Source organism: Flavobacterium algicola (genome assembly GCF_022399565.1).
Lineage (GTDB): Bacteria > Bacteroidota > Bacteroidia > Flavobacteriales > Flavobacteriaceae > Flavobacterium > Flavobacterium algicola.
In genome coordinates, this window is sequence record NZ_JAJTUT010000003.1 from 700,808 (window position 1) to 721,996 (window position 21,189).

A 21,189-nucleotide genomic window follows, 5' to 3' on the forward strand; every position below is an offset into this window, starting at 1 on the left:
TGATTACTCATAATAATTTTTCCCCAAACTTAAAAGCAGTTAAAAACCATGTCAAATACGATAAATAAAAACAGGAACTATTCAATTGATGTTTTCCGCGTAATTGCGATGTTCGGAGTTGTAGCTATTCATGTCCAAAATGGAAGTAAAGAAGCACAACTTATTGGAGATTTTTTCTCTCCATTAGCAGTTCCGTTTTTCTATATGATATCGCTATTCTATTTCATAATTGGTTTAAAAAGAAGCTCTAAAATTGAATTTAATGCAATAGTAAAAAAAACTTTTTACAGGCTTATTTTACCGTATTTGGTTTGGTCTTTGCTTTATATTGCATTACTTTCAGTTAAGGAAATTATATCTACTGGTCATTCGGAACTGATTTTTTGGCGATCTCTTTTGTTTGGGGAAAGTGCTGTTCAATTGTACTTTGTTCCCTATTTAGTTTGTATGCAATTTATTATTTTAGGGATTTATTTGTTGATAAAAGGAAAAGTGTATGATAAGGTAAAAAGTATTATTTTATTGTCTTTAATTGGTTTTTTTATATACAGTAGTTTAAGATTTAATTGTTTTGGAAACTCGATAGGCTTTTCAATTGTTGGTATTCCATTATTTGTTTTTTTTGCATATCTAAGTACTTTTATTGTACCATCTTCTCGAAATTTTAGTTTAGCTGTAAGTGGAGCAGTTATTTTGCTATTAGTTTTTTTATTCGATAAGAGTGGTTATATTTTAACAATTTTAAATTACTCATTGACAAGTCCATTAATTGCACTTGGTCTATTATTATTATCATTAGGTATGTTTGATTTGATAAAGTTCCCTTTATTCCTGACATCAAGTACGTATGGTATTTACTTATGCCATATTTTGTTTCTTGAAGGATTTGAATTCTTACTAAAATTAATTCATATAGAATTAAATTATTATTTTATAGATAAATTAGAATTTACATGTATTGTCTTCATATGTTCCTTAGTTTTTGTTTTGCTAGTGCGTAAAAATAAAATATTAAAGCTATTCGTTCTTGGTGAAAGGTAGATCGATCAATATAATAGTTCAATACTAATACACAAAATGTATGTTTATAGATACTTAATTTAACATTCAAGTTATTTAAAACATGCAAAACAAGCCGTTCATCGAGAATTGGCGTTCTATAAGGAAATAGTATGTTTTTATTAAAAGTTTTTGTTTCTTTTGCGGAGAATTCATCATGAAGTAAGTTGAAAAAATAATTCAAATAACAGGTATACATGCGAATAAGTGTCATTACAGTTTGTTACAATCGGAAAGCAACAATGGCAAAAGCCATTCAGAGTGTGCTTGACCAGGATTACGGAAACATTGAATACATTGTGATAGATGGCAATTCGACTGACGGCACCCAAGAAGTAATCCGTTCTTTTGTGAGTCAGATTACTACCTATGTGTCCGAACCAGACAAAGGGATGTACGATGCCATCAATAAAGGAATCGCTTTGGCGACTGGTGATGCAATTGGATTAATGCATTCTGATGATGAATTTTATGACTGCACTGCTATTAGTAAGATTGTAGCACAATTTGAAAAAGACATTACTATTGAAGGGGTATATGGTGATGGAGTTTATGTATCAAATGATGCAGAAGAACGTTTAATAAGAAATCGTATTGGTGGAGACTTCAGTATTGAGAGAGTGAAAGCAGGTTGGTTGCCTTTGCATCCAACTGTCTACTTAAAAAAAGCGATTATCGATAAGTATGGTTTGTACGATTTAAATTTCAAAATAGCCTCTGATACTGAATTTTTACTTCGTTACTTGTATAAGTATAAAATTAAAATGAGTTATGTAAATGCGTATATAGTGAAAATGCGCATGGGAGGGATGAGTACAAATGCTAAGCGTGCTGTTGAAGTATTAAAAGAAGATTATCAAATCTACAAATACCATGGATTATCAGCATTGCGTGTCGTGTTCCTTAAGAAAACTATCGCTTTAAAACAATACATAACACGCTAAAAGAGATAGACTGAAATAATTTCTTTAAAATATAAACCATATCAAATATTAAAATATAAATATCCCACATCATGAAAAAAATTTCGATTTCAATACTAATACTAATTATGGTTGTACTGCAATCATGCGGTAGTAAGAAGAAAATAATATATGTTCAAGATTTAGATGAGTATGACAATTCAGCTTTAGTATACACAAGTACTAAAATTCAGCCGAACGATATTTTAAAAGTGGAAGTTAGCGATTTAAATCCAGTGGTTGCGGCACCCTTTAATATGATGGTAAGCGGAGGTGGTCAAACTTCAGTAGATATGATGCGACTAAACGGATATTTAGTTACTCCTAAGGGAGCTATTATGCTACCAATTTTGAATGAAATGTCGGTAGGAGGTTTGACGCCGACTGAGGCAGAGATGAAAATCAAACAAACGTTAATAGATGAGGGTTACTTAGTAAATCCTACTGTACAAGTAAGAGTGTTAAATAATAAATTTACAGTTTTAGGTGAGGTGCGAGCTCCTGGCGTACTTAATTTTACTGAACAATCAATTAGTTTATTAAACGCGATCGGAATGGCCGGAGATTTAACTTATGCTGGTTTACGTAGAGATGTGCAGATCATACGTGAAATAGATGGAAAGCGTTTGGTTTATCACGTTGATTTGACAACTGCTAAATGGATGTCAAATCCAGATTATCGCATTAGACAAAATGATGTTATATATGTCAAACCAAACAAAGCAAAATCGAACAGCGAACGTGTAATCAAAGATCCTCTACAAATTTTAGGTATTTTAAGTACAATTGGAGCAATAATTTTATTAATAAGAAACTAGACTAAAATGGATTTCAAAAAAGAATTTTTCAGGTTTTTTAAATACTGGCCCGTTTTTATAATTTGCTTATTGGTAAGTATCGTCTCTGCCTATTATTATCTAGAGATAGTTCCTCCAACTTATGCAACTACAGCCTTGATCAATATTGATAAGAGCAAAGAAAAAGATTCGCAAATAGTTACTACGATTAATCTCCAGAATGACAAAGAAGTTGGTTTAGAAGAAGAAAAAATATTGATGACTTCGAATAATTTTTTGGCAAAAATTGTTAGAGATTTAAAGCTTAATATCAGTTATTTCGAAAAGGGTTACTTTCAGAACAGAGCGATAGATGATGCTCCTTTTATTGTAATGCCTTCTATAAGTAATGATTCATTACCTCAAAAATTGTATGATGTAAAAATCGTAAAAGAAGGATTTATGGTATATGATCAAGTAACAGAAAAACGTTACTTATTGCATGGGCACAGAAAAAGCCGTGTAATAAAGAACCTGCCTTTTACCATAGAATTAAAAGAGGAGGCTAAAAATCAGATAAGTTCTTTTGAAAATAAAGATTTTGTAGTAGGTATTGAATCAACTGAAATGGCCGTTAAAGAATTGAAGGCCACTATTGGAATTGAGGCTTTTGAAGCGCCTAATAATAATCTTTTTTTAAGTTATAAGGGTACAAATCCAGCACTTTCCACAAAAATATTGAAAACACTTATTAGTGAACTGGATAAAACTATCGTAATAAATAAACAAAAAACATTTAAAATGACGGTTGCCTTTTTAAACAAGCGTATTGGCGTGTTTGCTAAGGAGAAGGATTCCATTCAAAGTGTGAAAGAGAGTTATTTGAAAGATAACAACATCTACGTGATGGAAGATTATATCGCAAGCAAATCTAGCGAGAAAAGTTTAACTTCTGCAACTTCAGCACTTAATCAAAGACAAGTGGCCTTGACTAGGGCAGCGTTAAATGATGTAAAGAGAAGTGGAAATAATAAAGCACTAGGAACGGATTATAATATCGACGCTCCTTCTGTAAACCAACAGTTAGTTAATTATAATGCAAGCTTGGTGCAAAGTGAAATTTTATTGCAAAGAGCAGGTAAAAATAACCCCGCTTATGTTAGTTTGGCCGCTCAACTAAAAGTACAGAAAGAAGCAATTATAAATTCGCTGACAGATTATCTAAATTTTTTAAGTCAGAATAGCGCTGTTAGTAATGCAGAGCGAAATAGTGCGATTTCTGCCGCTAGAAGTATACCTACCAAAGACAAAGAATTGGGTAATATTAATAACAACCTTGACTTGAAAGAAGAGACTTACTTGTCTTTATTACAAAAGAAGGAAGAGACTTTGTTAAATGGCGCTGTATTAGAATCGAATCTAAGCATATTGGACTCTCCGCAAACCAACTATTCAGATACTTTTCCGAAAAGGAAAACGTTCTTGATGGGAGCAATACTTTTTGGACTTATACTTGCGTTTGGAATTGCTTACTTAAGTTTAATGATGGATTCAAAAATTCATACAGAAGAAGATATTACAGGTGACTCAAACGAAATTCCATTTTTGGGAACAATTCCAAAAATTGATGTTCAAGAGAAACTGGATAATTCTGCTACTTCTCGATCTGTTATTGCAGAAGCAACGCGAACGCTGTTTTCAAATATCAGCTATTTGTTGCCTAGCAAGGTAATGAATAACGGAAATGTAGTTTTGTTTTGTTCTTCTATTCAAGGAGAAGGTAAATCTTTTTGTGCTTTTCACAATGCCATTACAATTAGTAACCTTAATAAAAAAGTGTTATTAATCGGTGCCGATTTGAGAAATCCTCAGTTGCACGAATATTTTAATGTAGAGAAAGAAATTCCTGGATTAACTAATTTCTTGTCTAACAACAGTGCAAACTGGAAAAAATTTTTAATTAAAGAAGCGAAATTTTCAGAAAATTTAGATGTATTGTTTTCTGGTGAAATCCCACCTAATCCAACGCAGTTGTTAACCAATTCTAATTTTGAACTTCTATTGGAAGAGGCAAAACAGAACTATGATTTTATAATTATCGATTCTGCTCCTGTGCAGTTAGTTTCTGATACATTCAATTTTAGTGCTTTGGCTGACGTTACTGTATATGTTACAAGATCAAATTATTCAGATAAGAAAACGGTAGCTCAATTGGCTAATTTCATTAAGAAAGGTCAATTAAAGAATGTTGGAATTGTTATCAACGGAATGAAAAGAAATATGGGGTATGGATATGATTATGCATATACCTATAAAGATGATAGAGCTAAAAAGTCTTGGTTTAAAAGATCATAATTTAATTTATAAGTAGTGAATCTATTCATATTAAATAGTATAGTCATGATTGTCAAATAAATAAAAGGGAAGATTTGTTTTGTTATAACAGATGTTATTGCAGAACAAATCTTTTTAATTCGAAGTGATTACGACAGATATTATAATGATTACCAATTCATCTAATTGAATTTATGAATGCGAATAAAGAAGTAGACAGGTTAAAATTACAGCGAGTAGTACAAATTCTTTTACTACTTGTGGTTGTCTCCGTTTTTTATTATTCGTGGTTGCCCGATTCGAACATGAGGTCAGAACATTATTTGCCTCAGTGGTTATTGCGATGGAGTAACACCAACTTTAATATTAGAACAGCGGTCCCGTTTGTAGCTTTTGGTTTTTTACTCGGAGCTTATTCTTTTTACAAAAATGAGACAGTTTGGAAAGAAAATCTAATTTTGTTTCTTTTTCGAAATTTAGGAATCGCAACGATTGTAGTACTAATTGCAGAGGGTGGACAGTTTCTAATAGCCAACAGAAGTCCAGACATGATGGACGTTTTATATGGGATTTTAGGAAGTTTAATTGGCGGGCTGATGTATCAGTTATTTAATAAATTAATAAAAAGCTAAGAAATGCGTAATAGACATAAATTTACATTTATGATTTGCTGTCTTATTGTAGACATGCTCGCCATGATAGTTGGTACTTTGATCTTTTTGAATTTTGCCAGCAGTGTAGAAGTAGAGTGGGGTGGATTGGTAATTAATAGATTAATTCCAATAACGATCCTTACTTGGTTGTTTTCAATTACTTATTTCCGTTTGTACAAAGTAGAATCTCTTTTTAGTTTAGAGGAATTTTACGGTGATAGTTGGCGTGCATTTTTAACACAACGTATATTGTGGCATAGTTATATCTTCTTTTTTCATGATGATATACTTTATGTAATGTTGAGCAAAGCAAATTTATATCAGCTGTGCTTTTTAATGATTTACTTTTTATTATCTAGAGTCCTATTTACCTACGTTATCGTTCAAATTAAAAAGTGGGTGGACAGAAGGTACATGGTAGCCATCTGGGGGTTTAATAAAACCAGCATTGAATTGGCTGCGGAATTAGAAACGAATGCTTACTTTATTCACTTTAGAGGAATTTTAAATGAAGATTCTTCTATCGAATATAAAACTAAGAAAGAGTTTACTACTGCATTGACCGATGCCATTAACACTGCTGCAGAGCAGAAAATCGATGAACTGTATATTGTAACCAAATCTGATTTTATTGTCGACCTTAATCACTTTTTTGAGTTGGGAGACAAACATTGTATGAGACTGAAGTTTATTCCGGATTTCTCTGCAATATCTAAAGCGCATTTTAGTGCTAGCAATTTTAATAATTTTCACGTAATTAAACCTCGTTATGAACCATTGCAAGATGCGAATAATAGGTTGATAAAAAGAATATTTGATATCATTTTTAGTTTAGGAGTTATCATTTTCATTCTTTCCTGGTTGTATCCAATTATAGCCATTATAATTAAAAAACAAAGTAAAGGTCCTGTATTGTTCAAACAGTTGAGAACAGGTAAAAAGAACGAACCTTTCTACTGCTATAAATTTAGGAGTATGTATGTTAACTCTGGTGACGAAAGTCAGCAGGCTAAAAAAGGGGATGCAAGAACAACACCTATCGGGAAATTTATACGCAGAACCAGTCTCGATGAGATGCCACAATTCTTTAATGTATTGTTAGGAAGTATGAGTGTCGTAGGACCGCGTCCGCACATGATTAAGCATACAACAGATTACAACGATCATATCCACAACTTTATGGTACGTCACTTTGTAAAACCTGGAATTACAGGTTTAGCACAAGTTTCGGGATTAAGGGGGGAAACAAAGAAAGTTTCTGATATGAAAAGACGTGTTCGAACCGATATTGAATACGTTCAGCGTTGGAGTTTGGTTACCGACATTAAGATTTGTTTTTTGACAATTGTAGTAACATTAAAAGGGGATGAAAACGCCTTTTAAATAAAATATAAAACATATGAATATAACTTATTATTTAGTCGGCGTACTTACGGGAGCTTCTCTATCTACATTTTTTGTTGGTAAGGAACTGTATAAGTACTATATAAAATATAAAGTACAACGCAAGCAAATGGATCGTTTGATCAAATTGAATGACAAGATTGTAAAAGCAAACGAGGAAAAACGCATGAGCAGCAGAGATATTAATTAGGAATAATTATATAATTGCATTTAAGATTTAGGCCTAAACAGCTAGTCTGGTAATTAGATTTAAAATAAAAAGAGCAGCAATAAACATTTGTTTATTGCTGCTCTTTTTTGTTATAGTATTTTTCAAATTATGACAATTAGGTAATTATGTGGAGTCTATAAGTGGCAGCATCAATAATTACTTTGTGAATTTATTTGGTTGAACATTTAAGTTAATACTTATATAACGGTTTTTTTCTTAACTAATATTATCAAATCAAAGTAATCATTTTGATACTAATTTGATGTACTGAGTGAGAGTAATTTTTGGTTTGTTTGACGTTCCTATTTTTTTAATTATTTAATTGATATTTAATTCACTATTTGTTGACATACAAAACTAGTGGTATTTATTAAATTTTGACTCCTATAGATAAACCTTAACTATTGAGTTTATGATTAACCATAAGGAAAAAAAATGTATCAGATATTTAACTAATGAAATGTCAATAGCTGATAGATGTATGTTTGAGTTGGAATTGACATTAGATGATAGTTTGAAGGCGATCTATGATGACTATAGATATGTTTGGAATAGTTATCCTGTTGCAGGTACAGAGATTACAACACCTACTTTTAAAGAAGTTCAAGAAAAGCTTAACAATAATAAAATTCCGCTTAAATCTACCATTTTTTCGATCAGTCATACTCTCTTTGCTCTGACTGCTATCCTCATTTGCATGGTAGCTTTTTATACTAATATACCCACCTCTTCTCAATTTAATATTTTAAAAGTAGCTGATAAAGGACAGCGTTTGACTTTCACACTACCAGATAGTAGCATAGTTGTATTGAATTCTGAAAGTTCTGTCAAATACAGTAATAATTTTAAAGATCACAGAGATGTTTGGTTGGCGGGAGAAGCCTATTTTAACGTAATCAAAAATCCTAATGCTCCATTTACTGTGCACACTGAAGACTTAAATATTGAGGTTCTAGGAACTGAATTTACAGTAAATAGTGAAACTGTAAACAAAACAATTGCGCTAAAAAAAGGTAAAGTAAAAGTTTCTTTAAAAGAAAGTAATGATGAGATTTATTTACTGCCCAGTGAGGAATTAATATTTAATTCCAATACTAAAACGGTACTTAAAAGACGTTTTGACGTTGAAAAGGCAATGGCCTGGAAGGACAATATTTTACTGTTAGAGGATGAAGAGTTTCAAGAAGCGAAAGATAAGATGAATCGTTTTTATGGAGTGAATTTTATTATTAAAGATAAAGAAATCGCTTCTCAGCGAATAACGGGAATCTTTAAGGGGCAAGACTTAAATGAATTTATTAGCTCATTAGAGTTTATCACTAATTGTCAGATTATTAAGAATAATTCCAATAACTATTTAATATCTAAGTCTAATGAATAATAAATCAAAAAAAATATTTAGTGATGCTATTTCAGATGACTATTTATTGCAACAAATAAGAAATGATGACTATAAGTCCATGGAATTATTTTTTAAGAGATACTATGAGAAATTATGTCGTTTCGGTTTGAGTTATGAAACAAACTCCTGTTTAGTTGAAGAAAAGGTTGCCGATATTTTTATTGAATTATGGAAAAACCGAAAATCACTTGATAAAGTAAATAACCCTAAATCATATATATATGTAATAGCAAAAAACAGATTAAGGAAGGTCGATAAATTTGAATACTTCCATCAAACTTTAGATGAACATCAAATAGGTAGAACTGTTAGTTTTCCAAGTAGGGAAGATGAAATTATTGATGATGAGAAAAAGGAAAGTAGTAGTAAGTTAATCCGTGCTATATTAAATGATATTCCTAAAAAGTCTCGACAGGCTTTTGAGCTGAGTAGAATTGACGGATTGAAATACAAAGAAATAGCCGAAATTCTAAATATTAGTCCTAAGACTGTAGAAAATCACATTGCATTGACAATGAGACTGATCAGTGAAGCTTTGTCTCTATTAAAAATTAAAAAAATTTTAAATGAGCATAATTAAAGTTGCTAGTGCCTTGTCTTAAAAGGTTCTAGATTTATAAGAATTAAAACAATGAAACATAAGAAACTAAATAATGAGAAATAAAACATTACTCTTAGCCCTTTTTTTTATTCAGGTGGGTATTATACCACTTTATTCGAACGCAACAAATAAAAACGAACTTGTAGAACGGAAATTAAATTCGAAAGTTATCACCTTAGATTTAAAGGAAACTTCGATTAAGCAAATTTTTAGTGAAATTGAAAAACAGATAAAAAGTAAATTTATTTATAGGTCTGATCAATCTTTTTTACAAAGTAAAATTTCGATCTCTATTATTAACCAAGATTTAGACAAAGTTTTACATATTTTAGGAACCAAAGCAAATCTTGATTTCAAAATTACGAACAGCGGCATTTTAGTAAAAGAATTACAGACTCCTATTAAAAAGCAGCCTAGAAAAAACAAAAGAATTTCAGGTACTGTTACAGACGAAAAAAAGATTCCTATTCCAGGAGCTTCTGTAAACGTATTGAGCACTTCGCTACAGTCAATTACAGACACTGATGGTAAATTTATGTTGGATATACCATCTGATAGTAAATTATTAGCGATAAGCTATATGGGTTTTGAAACAAAAGAAGTTACTATAGAAAATGGAACTATTTTTAATATTGTCTTAAAAGAAACTACTTCACAACTAGAAGAAATTTTAGTGACTGGATATGGAAGTGAGAAAAGAAGAAATATTACAGGTTCTGTTGCCTCAGTAAAAATGAAAGAAATCAGTTCACAACCAAAATCGAATGTCGTAGAAATGCTCGAGGGCCGTTTGGCTGGTGTACAAATCATGAGTGATAATAGTCCTGGTGGAGGAACTTCGGTACGTATTCGTGGTTTTAGTACTATTAATAACAATGATCCTTTGGTGATCGTTGATGGAGTTCCTGCTTCCAATGGTTTGAATGGAATTAACCCATCGGATATAGAGTCACTGCAAGTTCTTAAAGACGCAGCTTCTTCCTCTATATATGGATCTCGTGCTGCAAATGGAGTTGTTTTGATCACCACAAAAAAGGGGTCTAAAAAGGAAAGTTTGCAAATGCAATTTGATGGATATTCTGGTGTACAGGTAGCATTTAATTTACCGGAAATGTTAAATGCGCAGCAATATGGAGATTTATTATGGCAAGCAACAAAAAATGACGGTAAAGTTCCTTCAAATGCTATTTACGGTAATGACCCGAACAATGCAGTGATCCCCGAGTATCTTAATGCAACAAATACAATTAAAAGTGGTAATGTAAATTGGTTAAAAGAAATACTGCATCCTGCGGTGATACATTCCTATAATTTATCGCTTTCTAAAGGTGATGATAAGGCACAACAGTTTTTTTCATTAGGATATTTCAATCAAGATGGAATAATACGACATACTAATTTTGACCGTTTTTCAGCTCGCTTTAATTCAAGCTATAAAATTAAAGATGTCTTCACTATCGGACAAAATTTATCAACTTCTTATACTACTCAAGTTGCTGCAGCTACCAATAGTTCATTGGGGAGTATTGTATATGATGCGCTACAATTTCCTTCTATTGTACCCGTTTATGATATTGATGGCAATTTTGCTGGTAATCCCATAAATGATATATCCAACCCTTTAGGTAAATTAACACGAGCAAAAGACAACCAGCAGAAGAGAATTCAAGCATTGGGAAATGTTTTTGCGACATTAGAGCTTGGCAACTTTACTTTTCATACGTCTCTAGGACTAGATTATCAAAGTTATAATTATAGAGGATTTTCACCAATCTACAACGAAATTCTCTCGCAAAGTGTAAAGAATGATTTGACAACTAGTAATAGTTTTAATTATCAGTTAACCGGTTCTAATACTATTAATTACAAAAAGCAATCTAACAATCATAACATTGATGCCTTAGTAGGACAAGAAGCTATTAAGTACTACTATGAAGATTTTTCAGCTTCAAGACAAAGCTTTTTATACGAGGATCTGAATTTTAGATACCTCTCGTATGGAACTGAAAATCAATTAAATTCAGGTACAGCAAACCAATGGGCTTTAAATTCTTATTTTGGGAGATTAAACTATAATTACAGTCAAAAATATTTATTTACAGCAACGGTAAGACGTGACGGAACTTCTAAACTTGCAAATAATAAATGGGGAACTTTTCCATCGTTTTCTGGTGGATGGAGAATTGATAAAGAAGATTTTTTTAGCAGCAACTCAAAATTTAGTTCCTTTTTACTAAGAGCGAGTTGGGGACAAACTGGAAATCAACAATTGCCTTCTTATTCTACGGTGGATAGTTATAGCAATAATAGTAATTATTCTAATTATGCTATTAGTGGACTTCAAAGTGAGGTCGCTGTTGGACTAACTCAAACTAGAGTTGCAAACGCAAACTTGGCTTGGGAAACAACTACTCAAAAAACTCTTGGTGTGGATATGGGGTTCTTTAAAGATAAATTAATGGTTACTGCTGAAGTTTATGATAAAGTTACCAATGATATTTTGGTCTATAATGTTGTTCCTATCACCTATGGAGGAACCAATGACGGACAATGGATAAATGATGGGCAAATGAGTAACCGTGGTTATGAGCTAAATATCAATTATAAAAATGCAGTAAAAGATTTTAGTTATGATCTGGCTTTAAATTTAACAGGAAATCAAAATAAACTGACTGCTTTATCTGTTCCATATCTCGGAATTCCCACTTCATCTCTGCATACTGTAAACTTTGATCAAGAAATCTCTAGAAGTGCGGTAGGACAACCGATCGGTTCTTTTTATGGATTTGTCGCAGATGGACTATTTAGAACAGAACAAGAAGTTGCAGATTATGGGTTGCAACCAAATGCTCAACCTGGTGATTTGAAGTTTAAGGATGTAAATGGCGATGGTGAATTAAATACTTTAGACAGAACTTTTATAGGTTCGCCTCACCCAAAATTAATGTTAGGTTTTAATGTTAATTTGAAATACAAGCAACTGGATTTGGGGATGTTTTTTAACGGCAACTTCGGTAATAAGCTTTATAATCTAACAAAATATAAAACACAATTTTTTAATCAATCGGCTTATAACAAAGATATAGCACTTTTAGATGCTTGGACTGTAGACAATCCTAATTCTAATATTCCAAGGTTATCGCTAGATGATAGTAATAATAATATTCGTCCTTCCTCATATTACGTCGAAGATGGTTCTTATTTCAAATTAAATAATTTGCAATTAGGATATACTTTTAAACCAGAAATAATCGGAGGGATAAAATTGAGATTATACGGACAAGCAAGTAATGTATTTACAATTACAAAATACAGTGGTATGACGCCGCAAATAGGGTTACAAAGTTACTCATCAAGTAATAGAAACCTTGATATTGGTGTGGATAGAGGTATTTATCCACCCTCTCGAACCTTTGTATTTGGATGTAATTTAAACTTTTAATTTTTTTAAAATGATACTAATAAAAAACATAATCAAATCATTATTTCTAATTGTTCTTTCTATACAGTTAAGTTCTTGTTCTAATGAGTTTTTAGAGGAGGAAACTTTTGGTGAAGTAAGTCCTTCAGAAATGACTAAACCCGAAAACGTTGAACGAGCTATTATTTCCGCTTACAGTGTTTTAAACGGACAAATTGATGGTGCCTCAAATGCGTATAATTCACCAGATTCCAATTGGAGTTTTGGTGATGTAACCTCAGACGACTGCTATAAGGGTGGGGGAGGAACGGGAGATCAAAATAATATTCATCAAATGGAGATTTTTAATACTAACTCAACTACTATTGATATTGTTCGAAAGTGGATGGCGCTATACGAAGGAGTTAAGCGTAGTAATGAAGCTATGCGTTTACTGAATGCCTCAACAGATTTTGATGCTGCTTTAAAGTTGCAACGTACTGCAGAGTTACGATTTTTGCGAGGACATTATTATTTTGAATTGAAAAAAATATACAAACAAATTCCTTACATAGATGAAACAGCAGTTACAGTTTCAGATTATGCCAAAGCAAATACCATTTTTACGTCAGATGAATTATGGACCAAAATTGAAGATGATTTTAAACTAGCCTATGCAGATTTACCGCTAACTCAGACTGAAAAAGGTAGACCGACAAAGATAGCTGCTCAATCTTATCTGGTAAAGTGTTACGTTTTCGAAAAAAAATGGCAATTAGCTTATGATGCTACTACAGAAGTAGTAACAAGTGAATATGGATTGTTAGATGATTTTCAAAATGTTTTCTTACCAGAAAATGATAACAGTAAAGAAATTATTTTTGCAGTGCAATATTCTATAAATGATGGTCAAGCAAGTAATTATAACGGAAGTATTGGTGATCGACTGACTGCCCCAGGCGGACCCTTTTATTCTCAATATGGTTTTCATAGGCCTTCTCAAAATCTGGTCAATGCTTTCAAAACAGATACTAATGGTTTACCTCTTGAAGATAATATTGATGTTAGCAGTAATGATAATGTTGATCCTAGATTAGACATAACAGTTGGGCGTCCGGGTATACCTTATAAAGATTTAGGAATTCTATATTCCGAAAGTTGGGCCAGGGATTTGGCAACTTATGGTGCTTTTTCACCTAAAAAACGAATCGTTTCTGCAAAATCGCCTTTTTACCTCACAGTTTGGCCATATGTAAATGCTTTAAATTATTACATCATTCGCTATGCCGAGGTAATTTTATGGAGGGCTGAAGCAGCAGTTGAATTGAGCAAATTAGAAGAAGCTAAGGGGTTGGTCAATCAAGTAAGACAACGTGCTGCTAATTCTGCATACGTAAAAACTTTAGATGGGTCTGCTGATGCTTCCAACTACAGAATTCAAACTTATAATTCACCGTGGACCAATCAAGAAGCAGCTAGAACTGCAGTACATTTAGAAACAAGATTAGAATTAGCTATGGAAGGCCACCGCTTTTTCAATTTGGTACGTTGGGGAGAAGCAGATGTCGTTATAAATAACTTTTTTGCTATTGAAAAAGCAAAAAGAAGTCACCTAACAAATGCTGTTTTTATAAAAAATAAAAATGAATACTACCCAATCCCTCAAAGTTATATTGACGGATTTACTCCGGGAACAATCTCTCAAAATAGTGGATATTAAATTTTAAACTTAAAAGGGCAATGTCAATTGCCCTTTTCCTATTTCAAATAATAAATGAAAAATATTATTCCAATACTAATATTCTTTATGACTTTGATCTTAAATGCTCAAGTCAAGAAACAGTTTGATGTTAATTATAAACTAGCTTCTTCGAAATCAATTGTTCAAGATAAAAATTTTTATCTGCTCACTGCTATTCAAAATAATGTTGAAGTAAAATCTTTATTAGAAAATGATTCTGAATTAAAAGGTTTTTATGACCGACAACATGAAAATATTGAACAAAATTTAAGGAGGAATAGCAATTCAGTAGAAAACTTAGTTACCTCTTATCAATTTGAAAAGGAAGATCTAACTTCTATTGCTAAGAGATTAGAGTTTTTGCTGCAAAAACATCAGTTTTTCAGAGATTTTGTAAACCATGATCTGCGAGTATCAGGCAAATATGAAAATTTCAATAAATATTCTGATGCAATATTTTTAAATAAAGCTTGGGATATTTGTGCCTCAAGTCTTAATAGAATTGTTAATATTTATGGTAATGGTGAAAAACCACAATATGCAGCAATAGATTCTGTATCCTACGATGTTCAATCCGATTACTACAAAGGAGCCGTTTTTATGTGGAGTGATTTTTTACTACATAAAAAAAGTAGAGAAAGTCATTTGTTTTTCGAAACAACATTAGATTTTAGTATGTCATTATTATACTTCAATCATAGAGATGAAGCAGCTCGTTATGAACCATTGGCTGAAAATGAGAATAAAAAGGCTATTACTTCTTTAAAAAATATTGACTTTAACCAATTTGACTATAGTGCGATTTTAGTTTTAGGTAATGGTCCCGAAAATTATAACGACCGGTTATCTGCTATTGGGAAACTGAATTTACAACTGGGAGTCTTAGAATATAAAACCCACAAAGCCCCTTTTATTATAGTTTCTGGTGGATATGCACATCCTTTTAGAGCTCCATTTTGTGAGGCGATTGAAATGAAAAAAGAATTGATGAATGTGTATCACATTCCGGAGGAAAATATTTTAATAGAACCTCATGCTAGGCATACTACTACCAATTTGAGAAATGCTAGTCGTTTATTAATTTTGAATCAAATTCCAATTACCAAACCAATTTTGGTAGTGACGAACAGTATACATAGTAGTTATTTAGGAAATGATTCGTTTGCAGCAAGATGCATGTCTGAGCTAGGGTATTTGCCAGCAGAAAAATTAAAAAGAATTTCCAATACAGCAGTTGAATTTTTGCCTAATATTTCCTCATTACATCAAAATCCTATTGATCCATTAGACCCTTAACCTATGAAAAAAGTAATTTTTTATGTGATTTTTATAATTACGATTGGAAATCAGACTGCTATCGCACAAAAGGAGAATAATAGTGCTACAGAATCTTATGATGATAAGGTAAATGTTTTTCTAGGAACCTCGGGGGATCATGGGCAAATGTCTCCATCTGCTTCTTCACCTTTTAATATGATGAGTATAGGACCGCAGACTTACCCTCACATACATGCTGGATATGAATATTTAGCAAAAGAGTTTCTGGGCTTTACGCACACTAGAATTGAGGGCGTAGGTTGCGTAGGAACAGGGGGGAATATTTTGGTCAAACCAATACTTAATGCTACTATCGGAACATTCCTGCTGAAGGAAACAGAAAAGGCGTCACCAGGGCAGTATAGTGTGACTTTTAAAAATGGCATAAAAGCTTCCTTGCAAGTAAAACATAATTTTGGCATACATCAATATTCATTTCCTACTGCAGCAGCTGGATTATATATTGATTTATCTTATGCTTTTGATAATCGATTTGTAGAGGAGCAGCATCAAATAGTTGGTAACATGATTTCTGGATGGGTAGATACAAAAACGACTTGTAGTAAAGGGGTTTACCGTATCTACTTTGCTATGGAAATAACAAATGTGCTTGCTATTAAAGAATTTTCGAATCATAAAGTAATGATAACAGGAGCTAAAAAAGCTAGTGATATGATCGTGAAAATAGGATTCTCATCTGTAAATGAAGAATATGCAAAAGCCAGAATAGAGCCTGTAACATCTGAAATTTTAGCGATGGAGGCTAGTTCGCAATGGAATAAATTGTTAGGAAGAATAAAAGTGGGAGGAGAAAAAGAACGTGAAGATTTATTTTATTCCCTACTATACCGAGGTTTACAAGCGCCTTTTTTAATTTCGGAACCAGACGGTAATTACGCTGCGATTGATGGAACCATACAAAAGTCAAAAGACTCTATCTATAATGGTTGGGCAATTTGGGATAATTATAGAGAACAATTGCCAATGTTATCATTAATTTATCCAGAGAAATATAGTTATATCTTAAAATCGATTGCCAATTTATATGTATACGGTAAAAAAAACTGGGCTACTGATCATGAGCCTTCACCAACGGTTAGAACAGAACATGCCATTGTCGTTTTATTGGATGGTTATAAAAAGGGTTATCCAGTAGATTTTAATGCTATAAAAGATTCTTTGATTGCAGAAGTCGACCGATTGGAATATAATACGCCCGATAAAGCATTAGAATCCTCCTATGATGCATGGGCTTTGTCTGAAATTTTAAAGAGTACCAATGATCAATTATTACATGAAAAGTATCTTAATAAAGCATTAGAGTATAGAAAGTACTGGAAAAAAGATTTTGCCGATTTGTCACAAAAAGATCTTGACATTATGCCCGCCAGAGGAATGTATCAAGGAACTGTTTGGCAATACCGCTGGTTCGTACCTTTTGATTTAAAAGGATTGATAGGATTGACAGGAGGTGATACAAGTTTTGTTTCACAACTGGATCAGTTTTTTGAAGGCGATTATTATAATCATGCCAATCAACCTGATTTACAAGTACCCGGAATGTACAATGCAAGTTCACAGCCATGGAAATCTCAAAAACTTTATCGTAATCTATTGTTAGATCCTGTTATTCAAAGTTACTTTAATGATAATAGTAAAGGTGTAGATAGTTATATCGGAAAAATCTATAAAAATGAACCCCAAGCTTATATTCGTACTATGGATGATGATGCTGGAACGATGTCATCCTGGTTCGTCATGCGCAGTATTGGATTGTCTCCAGCAAATATTGGTGATCCCATTTATTATTTGACAGCACCAATATTTGAAACCGTACAATTAAATTGGACCAATGGAAAATCATTTTTAATTGAAGTGGAGAACTACAATAAAGATAACTTCTATATTGAGTCAGTGAAGTTGAATGGAAAATCATTAGAAAGAAACTGGTTGACACAACAAGAAATTCAAGAAGGAGGGAAGCTTTTAATCAAAACTTCAACCGAACCTAATAAAAAATGGGGAATAAAAAATCAATGGATTTCGACTCTCAGAGAGTAAAAGAAAATAATTTATTGTATAAAATAGTATTTAAATTAATTGGATAAAAACTGTTTAAGAAGCACTTGTTTCATTAAGCAGTTTTTTTATATACAGATTTTTTGAATAGTTTCTATAACCAAAAATAAAGACCGAAATCTGTTCACAAATTTAGAGACGGAAGAATAAAAATTTCATTTTCTTTTGCGATACAAGTAAAAGTGAACTATGAAATAGTATTTCCAAGTGGCTATTAAAAACATATGAATGAGATCTAAGAATATTATAAAAAAGAATAGTAAGTGGTTCATAGTTAGAGGAGTATTTTTTAGACATTGCTAGGTTCAATCTTATAAAGTATGTTTCATCACGTGGGCCTTATCATATGGTTTCTCTTATTCAACTTATTTAATATTGTAGCTACAAATAAATTAATTTGTAGATCAATTTATTTAAACATTCAGTCATATTAGCTTAACATTCTGCTTATACATTTGCGCAAAAATTACATATATGAAAAAATTTATACTTCTTATTACACTCTCATTTATTATGACAGTGTCTGCGCAAACAGCAGCTATTAAAGGTAATGTTTATGATGCGGCGACAGGAGAGCCATTGGTTGGAGCTTTGGTTTCGTTATCGAATAGTAATCAAACCGCCCTTACTGGGTTGGATGGTTCTTTTAAACTAAATGAATTATCCTCTGGAAATTATTCTTTAAAAATTAGTTATGATACTTTTCTAAGCATTTCAAAAGAAGTTACAACTGATAAAAATTCTCAAGATTTAAAATTTTACTTGCAGTCTGAAAATAAATTATTAAATGAAGTAGTTGTAAACGGTAAAGGAAAATCCAGTGATGAATATACTGCTCGAAAATTAGAAAGGGAAAATATGCAAGTGGTCAATGTCGTTTCTGGCAAGGCAATAGAAATATCTCCAGATCTTACGGTAGCAAATGTGATTCAGCGCGTTTCGGGTGTGTCTATAGAAAGAAATAGCAATGGAGATGGCCAATACGCCATTATTAGAGGAATGGACAAACGATACAATTACACGCTTATAAATGGTGTTAAAATTCCTAGTCCTGATAATAAATATCGTTACGTTCCTTTGGATATTTTTCCTTCTGATTTACTAGACCGATTAGAAGTGTATAAAACATTAACTCCAAATATGGAGGGTGACGCTATAGGAGGTGTCGTAAATATGGTAATGAAAGATGCGCCAGCTTCTAAGCCACTATTCAGTGTTAATTTTTCTCAGGGTTATAACCAGATTTTTTTCGACAGGAAATTTATGGGTTATGGTTACAGTGATATTAACAAAAAATCTCCTTATGAGTTAAATGGTAAAAGCTATCAAGCTACTTCTCAAGATTTCCCAAAAGGAACATTAGCATATACTTATAAGAATCCAGCGCCCAATTTAATAGCAAACGTTTCATTGGGAAAACGATTTTTTGACAACAAATTTGGTGCGCTGCTTGCGGGAAGTTTTCAAAATTCTTATAGAGGAAGCAACTCTACACTTTACAACACCCAGCTCGTTGGTACAGATGAATACGCTAGTATTGTTAACAAAAGTTACCGCGAATATTCAGAGCAGCAAAAAAGATATGGTGTACAGGGAAAAGTCGATTACCAATTCAATCCCTCTAACAAAATCAGTTTGTACAGTGTATTCTTAAATCTTGATAATATTCAGACGAGAAATACTCTTACTACCGATTATAGTTCTGAATATCACCCAGAAACTGGCGATGCAAAACTGGTTTACGCCACACGTACACGTTTTACAAAGCAGCAAATTTATAACAACACTTTACAGGGAAATAATGCTTTACTGAATGATAAATTTAAAATTCATTGGTCGACAGCATATTCTTTTGCCAGCAATGAAGTGCCAGACAATACCAATATTAATGTGAATGGTGAGATGAACAATTATGTAAGCACCCGTACAAAACTAGCAATTAACCCAATTACTCATCGTTGGGAACGTAATACCGATGAGGATTTAGCGGGCTATTTGGATCTAACATATACCTTACCTTTATTAGGCAGTAAAATTGATATTTCGGCAGGAGGTTTGTACAGAGATAAGCAACGAAGCAGCTTTTACAATAATTATACATTGGCACCAACAAATCCGAATGCAGTTTATGGCGTCGATTTTACCGATTACTCTCAACTAGACTTAGTCGTAAGTAACCCAACAGGGGCAGTAAGTAATTCTTTGACTTACGACGCAACTGAAAAAACAGCTGCGGGTTATGGAATGTTTAATTTTAAAACAGAAAAATGGCAAGTTATAGGAGGTGTTCGCATAGAAAACACAAACCAAGGATATAATCTCCTTTTTCCAGCTGGTGAACTTCGTCCAACAGGAAACCAAATTTATACTTACACCTTACCTAGCTTAACTTTTAAATATTTTCTAAATAATAAACAGCAATTGCATGCTTCGTATTTCCGCTCGATAAATCGACCAGGTTTTTACGAAATTGTTCCAAGTAAAGTGGTTAATGAAGAATATCAAGAAAGAGGTAATCCAGATTTAAAACCTGCAGTTGCTGATAATTTCGACTTTAGATATGAGTTTTTTCCAAAAGCGGGTTCTCAACTATTTTTAGGTACTTTTTATAAAAACATAAAAGACCCTATTGAATATACTTTTCTGGCCGATGCCACTCGTGGACAAGATACCTACTATAGCCCCGGCAATTTTGGTACAGCAAAAAACTTTGGAATAGAACTGGATTACATCACTTTTTTTAACAAGATTGGTTTTAAAGTGAACTATACTTATACTGACTCTAAGATTACCACACCTAAGGACAAGAAAATTTTAGATACGGACGGAAATCTGCAAAAAATATCAGTAATGCAAACTAGAGCACTGTATGGTCAAAGTGCTCATATAGGAAATCTCTCTGTGTTGTTTAAAGATAGTAAAAAAGGCTGGGATGCTCAACTCTCTGGAGCTTATACCGGTCCTCGCATCAATACGGTTTCCCAATTTGTAAATAATGATTTATGGCAAAAAGGATTTATACAAATGGATGCTTCGATTGAAAAACAATTTAAAACGCACTTTAGCATTTATGTAAAAGCAAACAATCTCTTGAATACTCCAAACAGATTATTTATAAAAGGCACAAATGTAGCAAATTCTAATATTGCCGAGAATAATTTAGAAAACAACGGAAGAACATTGATAAGAGACGATTATTATGGTCAAAGTTATCTTATAGGTTTACGTTACAAATATTAGTTTATAAATA

At 32.5% G+C, this 21,189-nt stretch carries 14 protein-coding genes; all 14 read left to right on the forward strand.

The annotated features are described in order from the left end of the window. Positions 1 to 48: 48 nt before the first annotated feature. The 14 genes from LXH21_RS13705 to LXH21_RS13770 all read left to right on the forward strand — a co-directional run bounded on the left by LXH21_RS13705 (position 49) and on the right by LXH21_RS13770 (position 21,179). Positions 49 to 1,041 carry an acyltransferase family protein gene (locus tag LXH21_RS13705; RefSeq protein ID WP_239866914.1) on the forward strand — a complete coding sequence of 331 codons (993 nt, stop codon included), beginning with the start codon at positions 49 to 51 and terminating at the stop codon, positions 1,039 to 1,041. Between the two features lie 215 nt (positions 1,042 to 1,256). Next, a complete protein-coding gene (locus LXH21_RS13710) occupies positions 1,257 to 2,003 on the forward strand; it encodes a glycosyltransferase family 2 protein (protein ID WP_239866917.1) in 747 nt (248 codons plus the stop codon). 71 nt (positions 2,004 to 2,074) lie between these two features. Beyond that, positions 2,075 to 2,839 (forward strand): polysaccharide biosynthesis/export family protein, encoded by a 765-nt coding sequence (locus tag LXH21_RS13715; RefSeq protein WP_239866921.1) that lies wholly within the window; start codon positions 2,075 to 2,077, stop codon positions 2,837 to 2,839. A gap of 6 nt (positions 2,840 to 2,845) precedes the next feature. Further along, on the forward strand, positions 2,846 to 5,152 hold the full coding sequence (locus LXH21_RS13720) for an exopolysaccharide transport family protein (RefSeq protein ID WP_239866923.1): 2,307 nt from the start codon (positions 2,846 to 2,848) through the stop codon (positions 5,150 to 5,152). A 173-nt stretch (positions 5,153 to 5,325) separates the two neighbouring features. Next, positions 5,326 to 5,763: a VanZ family protein gene (locus tag LXH21_RS13725; RefSeq protein WP_239866926.1), complete on the forward strand. Its 438-nt coding sequence runs from the start codon at positions 5,326 to 5,328 to the stop codon at positions 5,761 to 5,763. A gap of 3 nt (positions 5,764 to 5,766) precedes the next feature. Further along, complete coding sequence (locus LXH21_RS13730) at positions 5,767 to 7,167, forward strand: exopolysaccharide biosynthesis polyprenyl glycosylphosphotransferase (protein ID WP_239866947.1); 1,401 nt, start codon at positions 5,767 to 5,769, stop codon at positions 7,165 to 7,167. Positions 7,168 to 7,183: 16 nt separating this feature from the next. Continuing rightward, positions 7,184 to 7,378 (forward strand): hypothetical protein, encoded by a 195-nt coding sequence (locus LXH21_RS13735; RefSeq protein WP_239866979.1) that lies wholly within the window; start codon positions 7,184 to 7,186, stop codon positions 7,376 to 7,378. Between the two features lie 481 nt (positions 7,379 to 7,859). Then, positions 7,860 to 8,780 carry a FecR family protein gene (locus tag LXH21_RS13740; protein WP_239866983.1) on the forward strand — a complete coding sequence of 307 codons (921 nt, stop codon included), beginning with the start codon at positions 7,860 to 7,862 and terminating at the stop codon, positions 8,778 to 8,780. After that, entirely contained in the window at positions 8,773 to 9,381 is a 609-nt protein-coding gene (locus tag LXH21_RS13745) for an RNA polymerase sigma factor (RefSeq protein ID WP_239866986.1), read from the forward strand. Before LXH21_RS13740 ends, LXH21_RS13745 begins: the two co-directional genes overlap by 8 nt. 73 nt (positions 9,382 to 9,454) lie before the next feature. Next, positions 9,455 to 12,844 (forward strand): SusC/RagA family TonB-linked outer membrane protein, encoded by a 3,390-nt coding sequence (locus LXH21_RS13750; protein ID WP_239866989.1) that lies wholly within the window; start codon positions 9,455 to 9,457, stop codon positions 12,842 to 12,844. A gap of 10 nt (positions 12,845 to 12,854) precedes the next feature. Then, complete coding sequence (locus LXH21_RS13755; RefSeq protein ID WP_239866992.1) at positions 12,855 to 14,522, forward strand: RagB/SusD family nutrient uptake outer membrane protein; 1,668 nt, start codon at positions 12,855 to 12,857, stop codon at positions 14,520 to 14,522. 54 nt (positions 14,523 to 14,576) lie between these two features. Next, a complete protein-coding gene (locus LXH21_RS13760) occupies positions 14,577 to 15,839 on the forward strand; it encodes a YdcF family protein (RefSeq protein WP_239866995.1) in 1,263 nt (420 codons plus the stop codon). A 3-nt stretch (positions 15,840 to 15,842) separates the two neighbouring features. After that, on the forward strand, positions 15,843 to 17,921 hold the full coding sequence (locus LXH21_RS13765; protein ID WP_239866998.1) for a glycoside hydrolase domain-containing protein: 2,079 nt from the start codon (positions 15,843 to 15,845) through the stop codon (positions 17,919 to 17,921). A 492-nt stretch (positions 17,922 to 18,413) separates the two neighbouring features. Then, the gene (locus LXH21_RS13770; protein ID WP_239867001.1) at positions 18,414 to 21,179 is read left to right on the forward strand and encodes a TonB-dependent receptor; all 2,766 of its coding nucleotides are present in this window, start codon (positions 18,414 to 18,416) and stop codon (positions 21,177 to 21,179) included. Positions 21,180 to 21,189 lie beyond the last annotated feature (10 nt).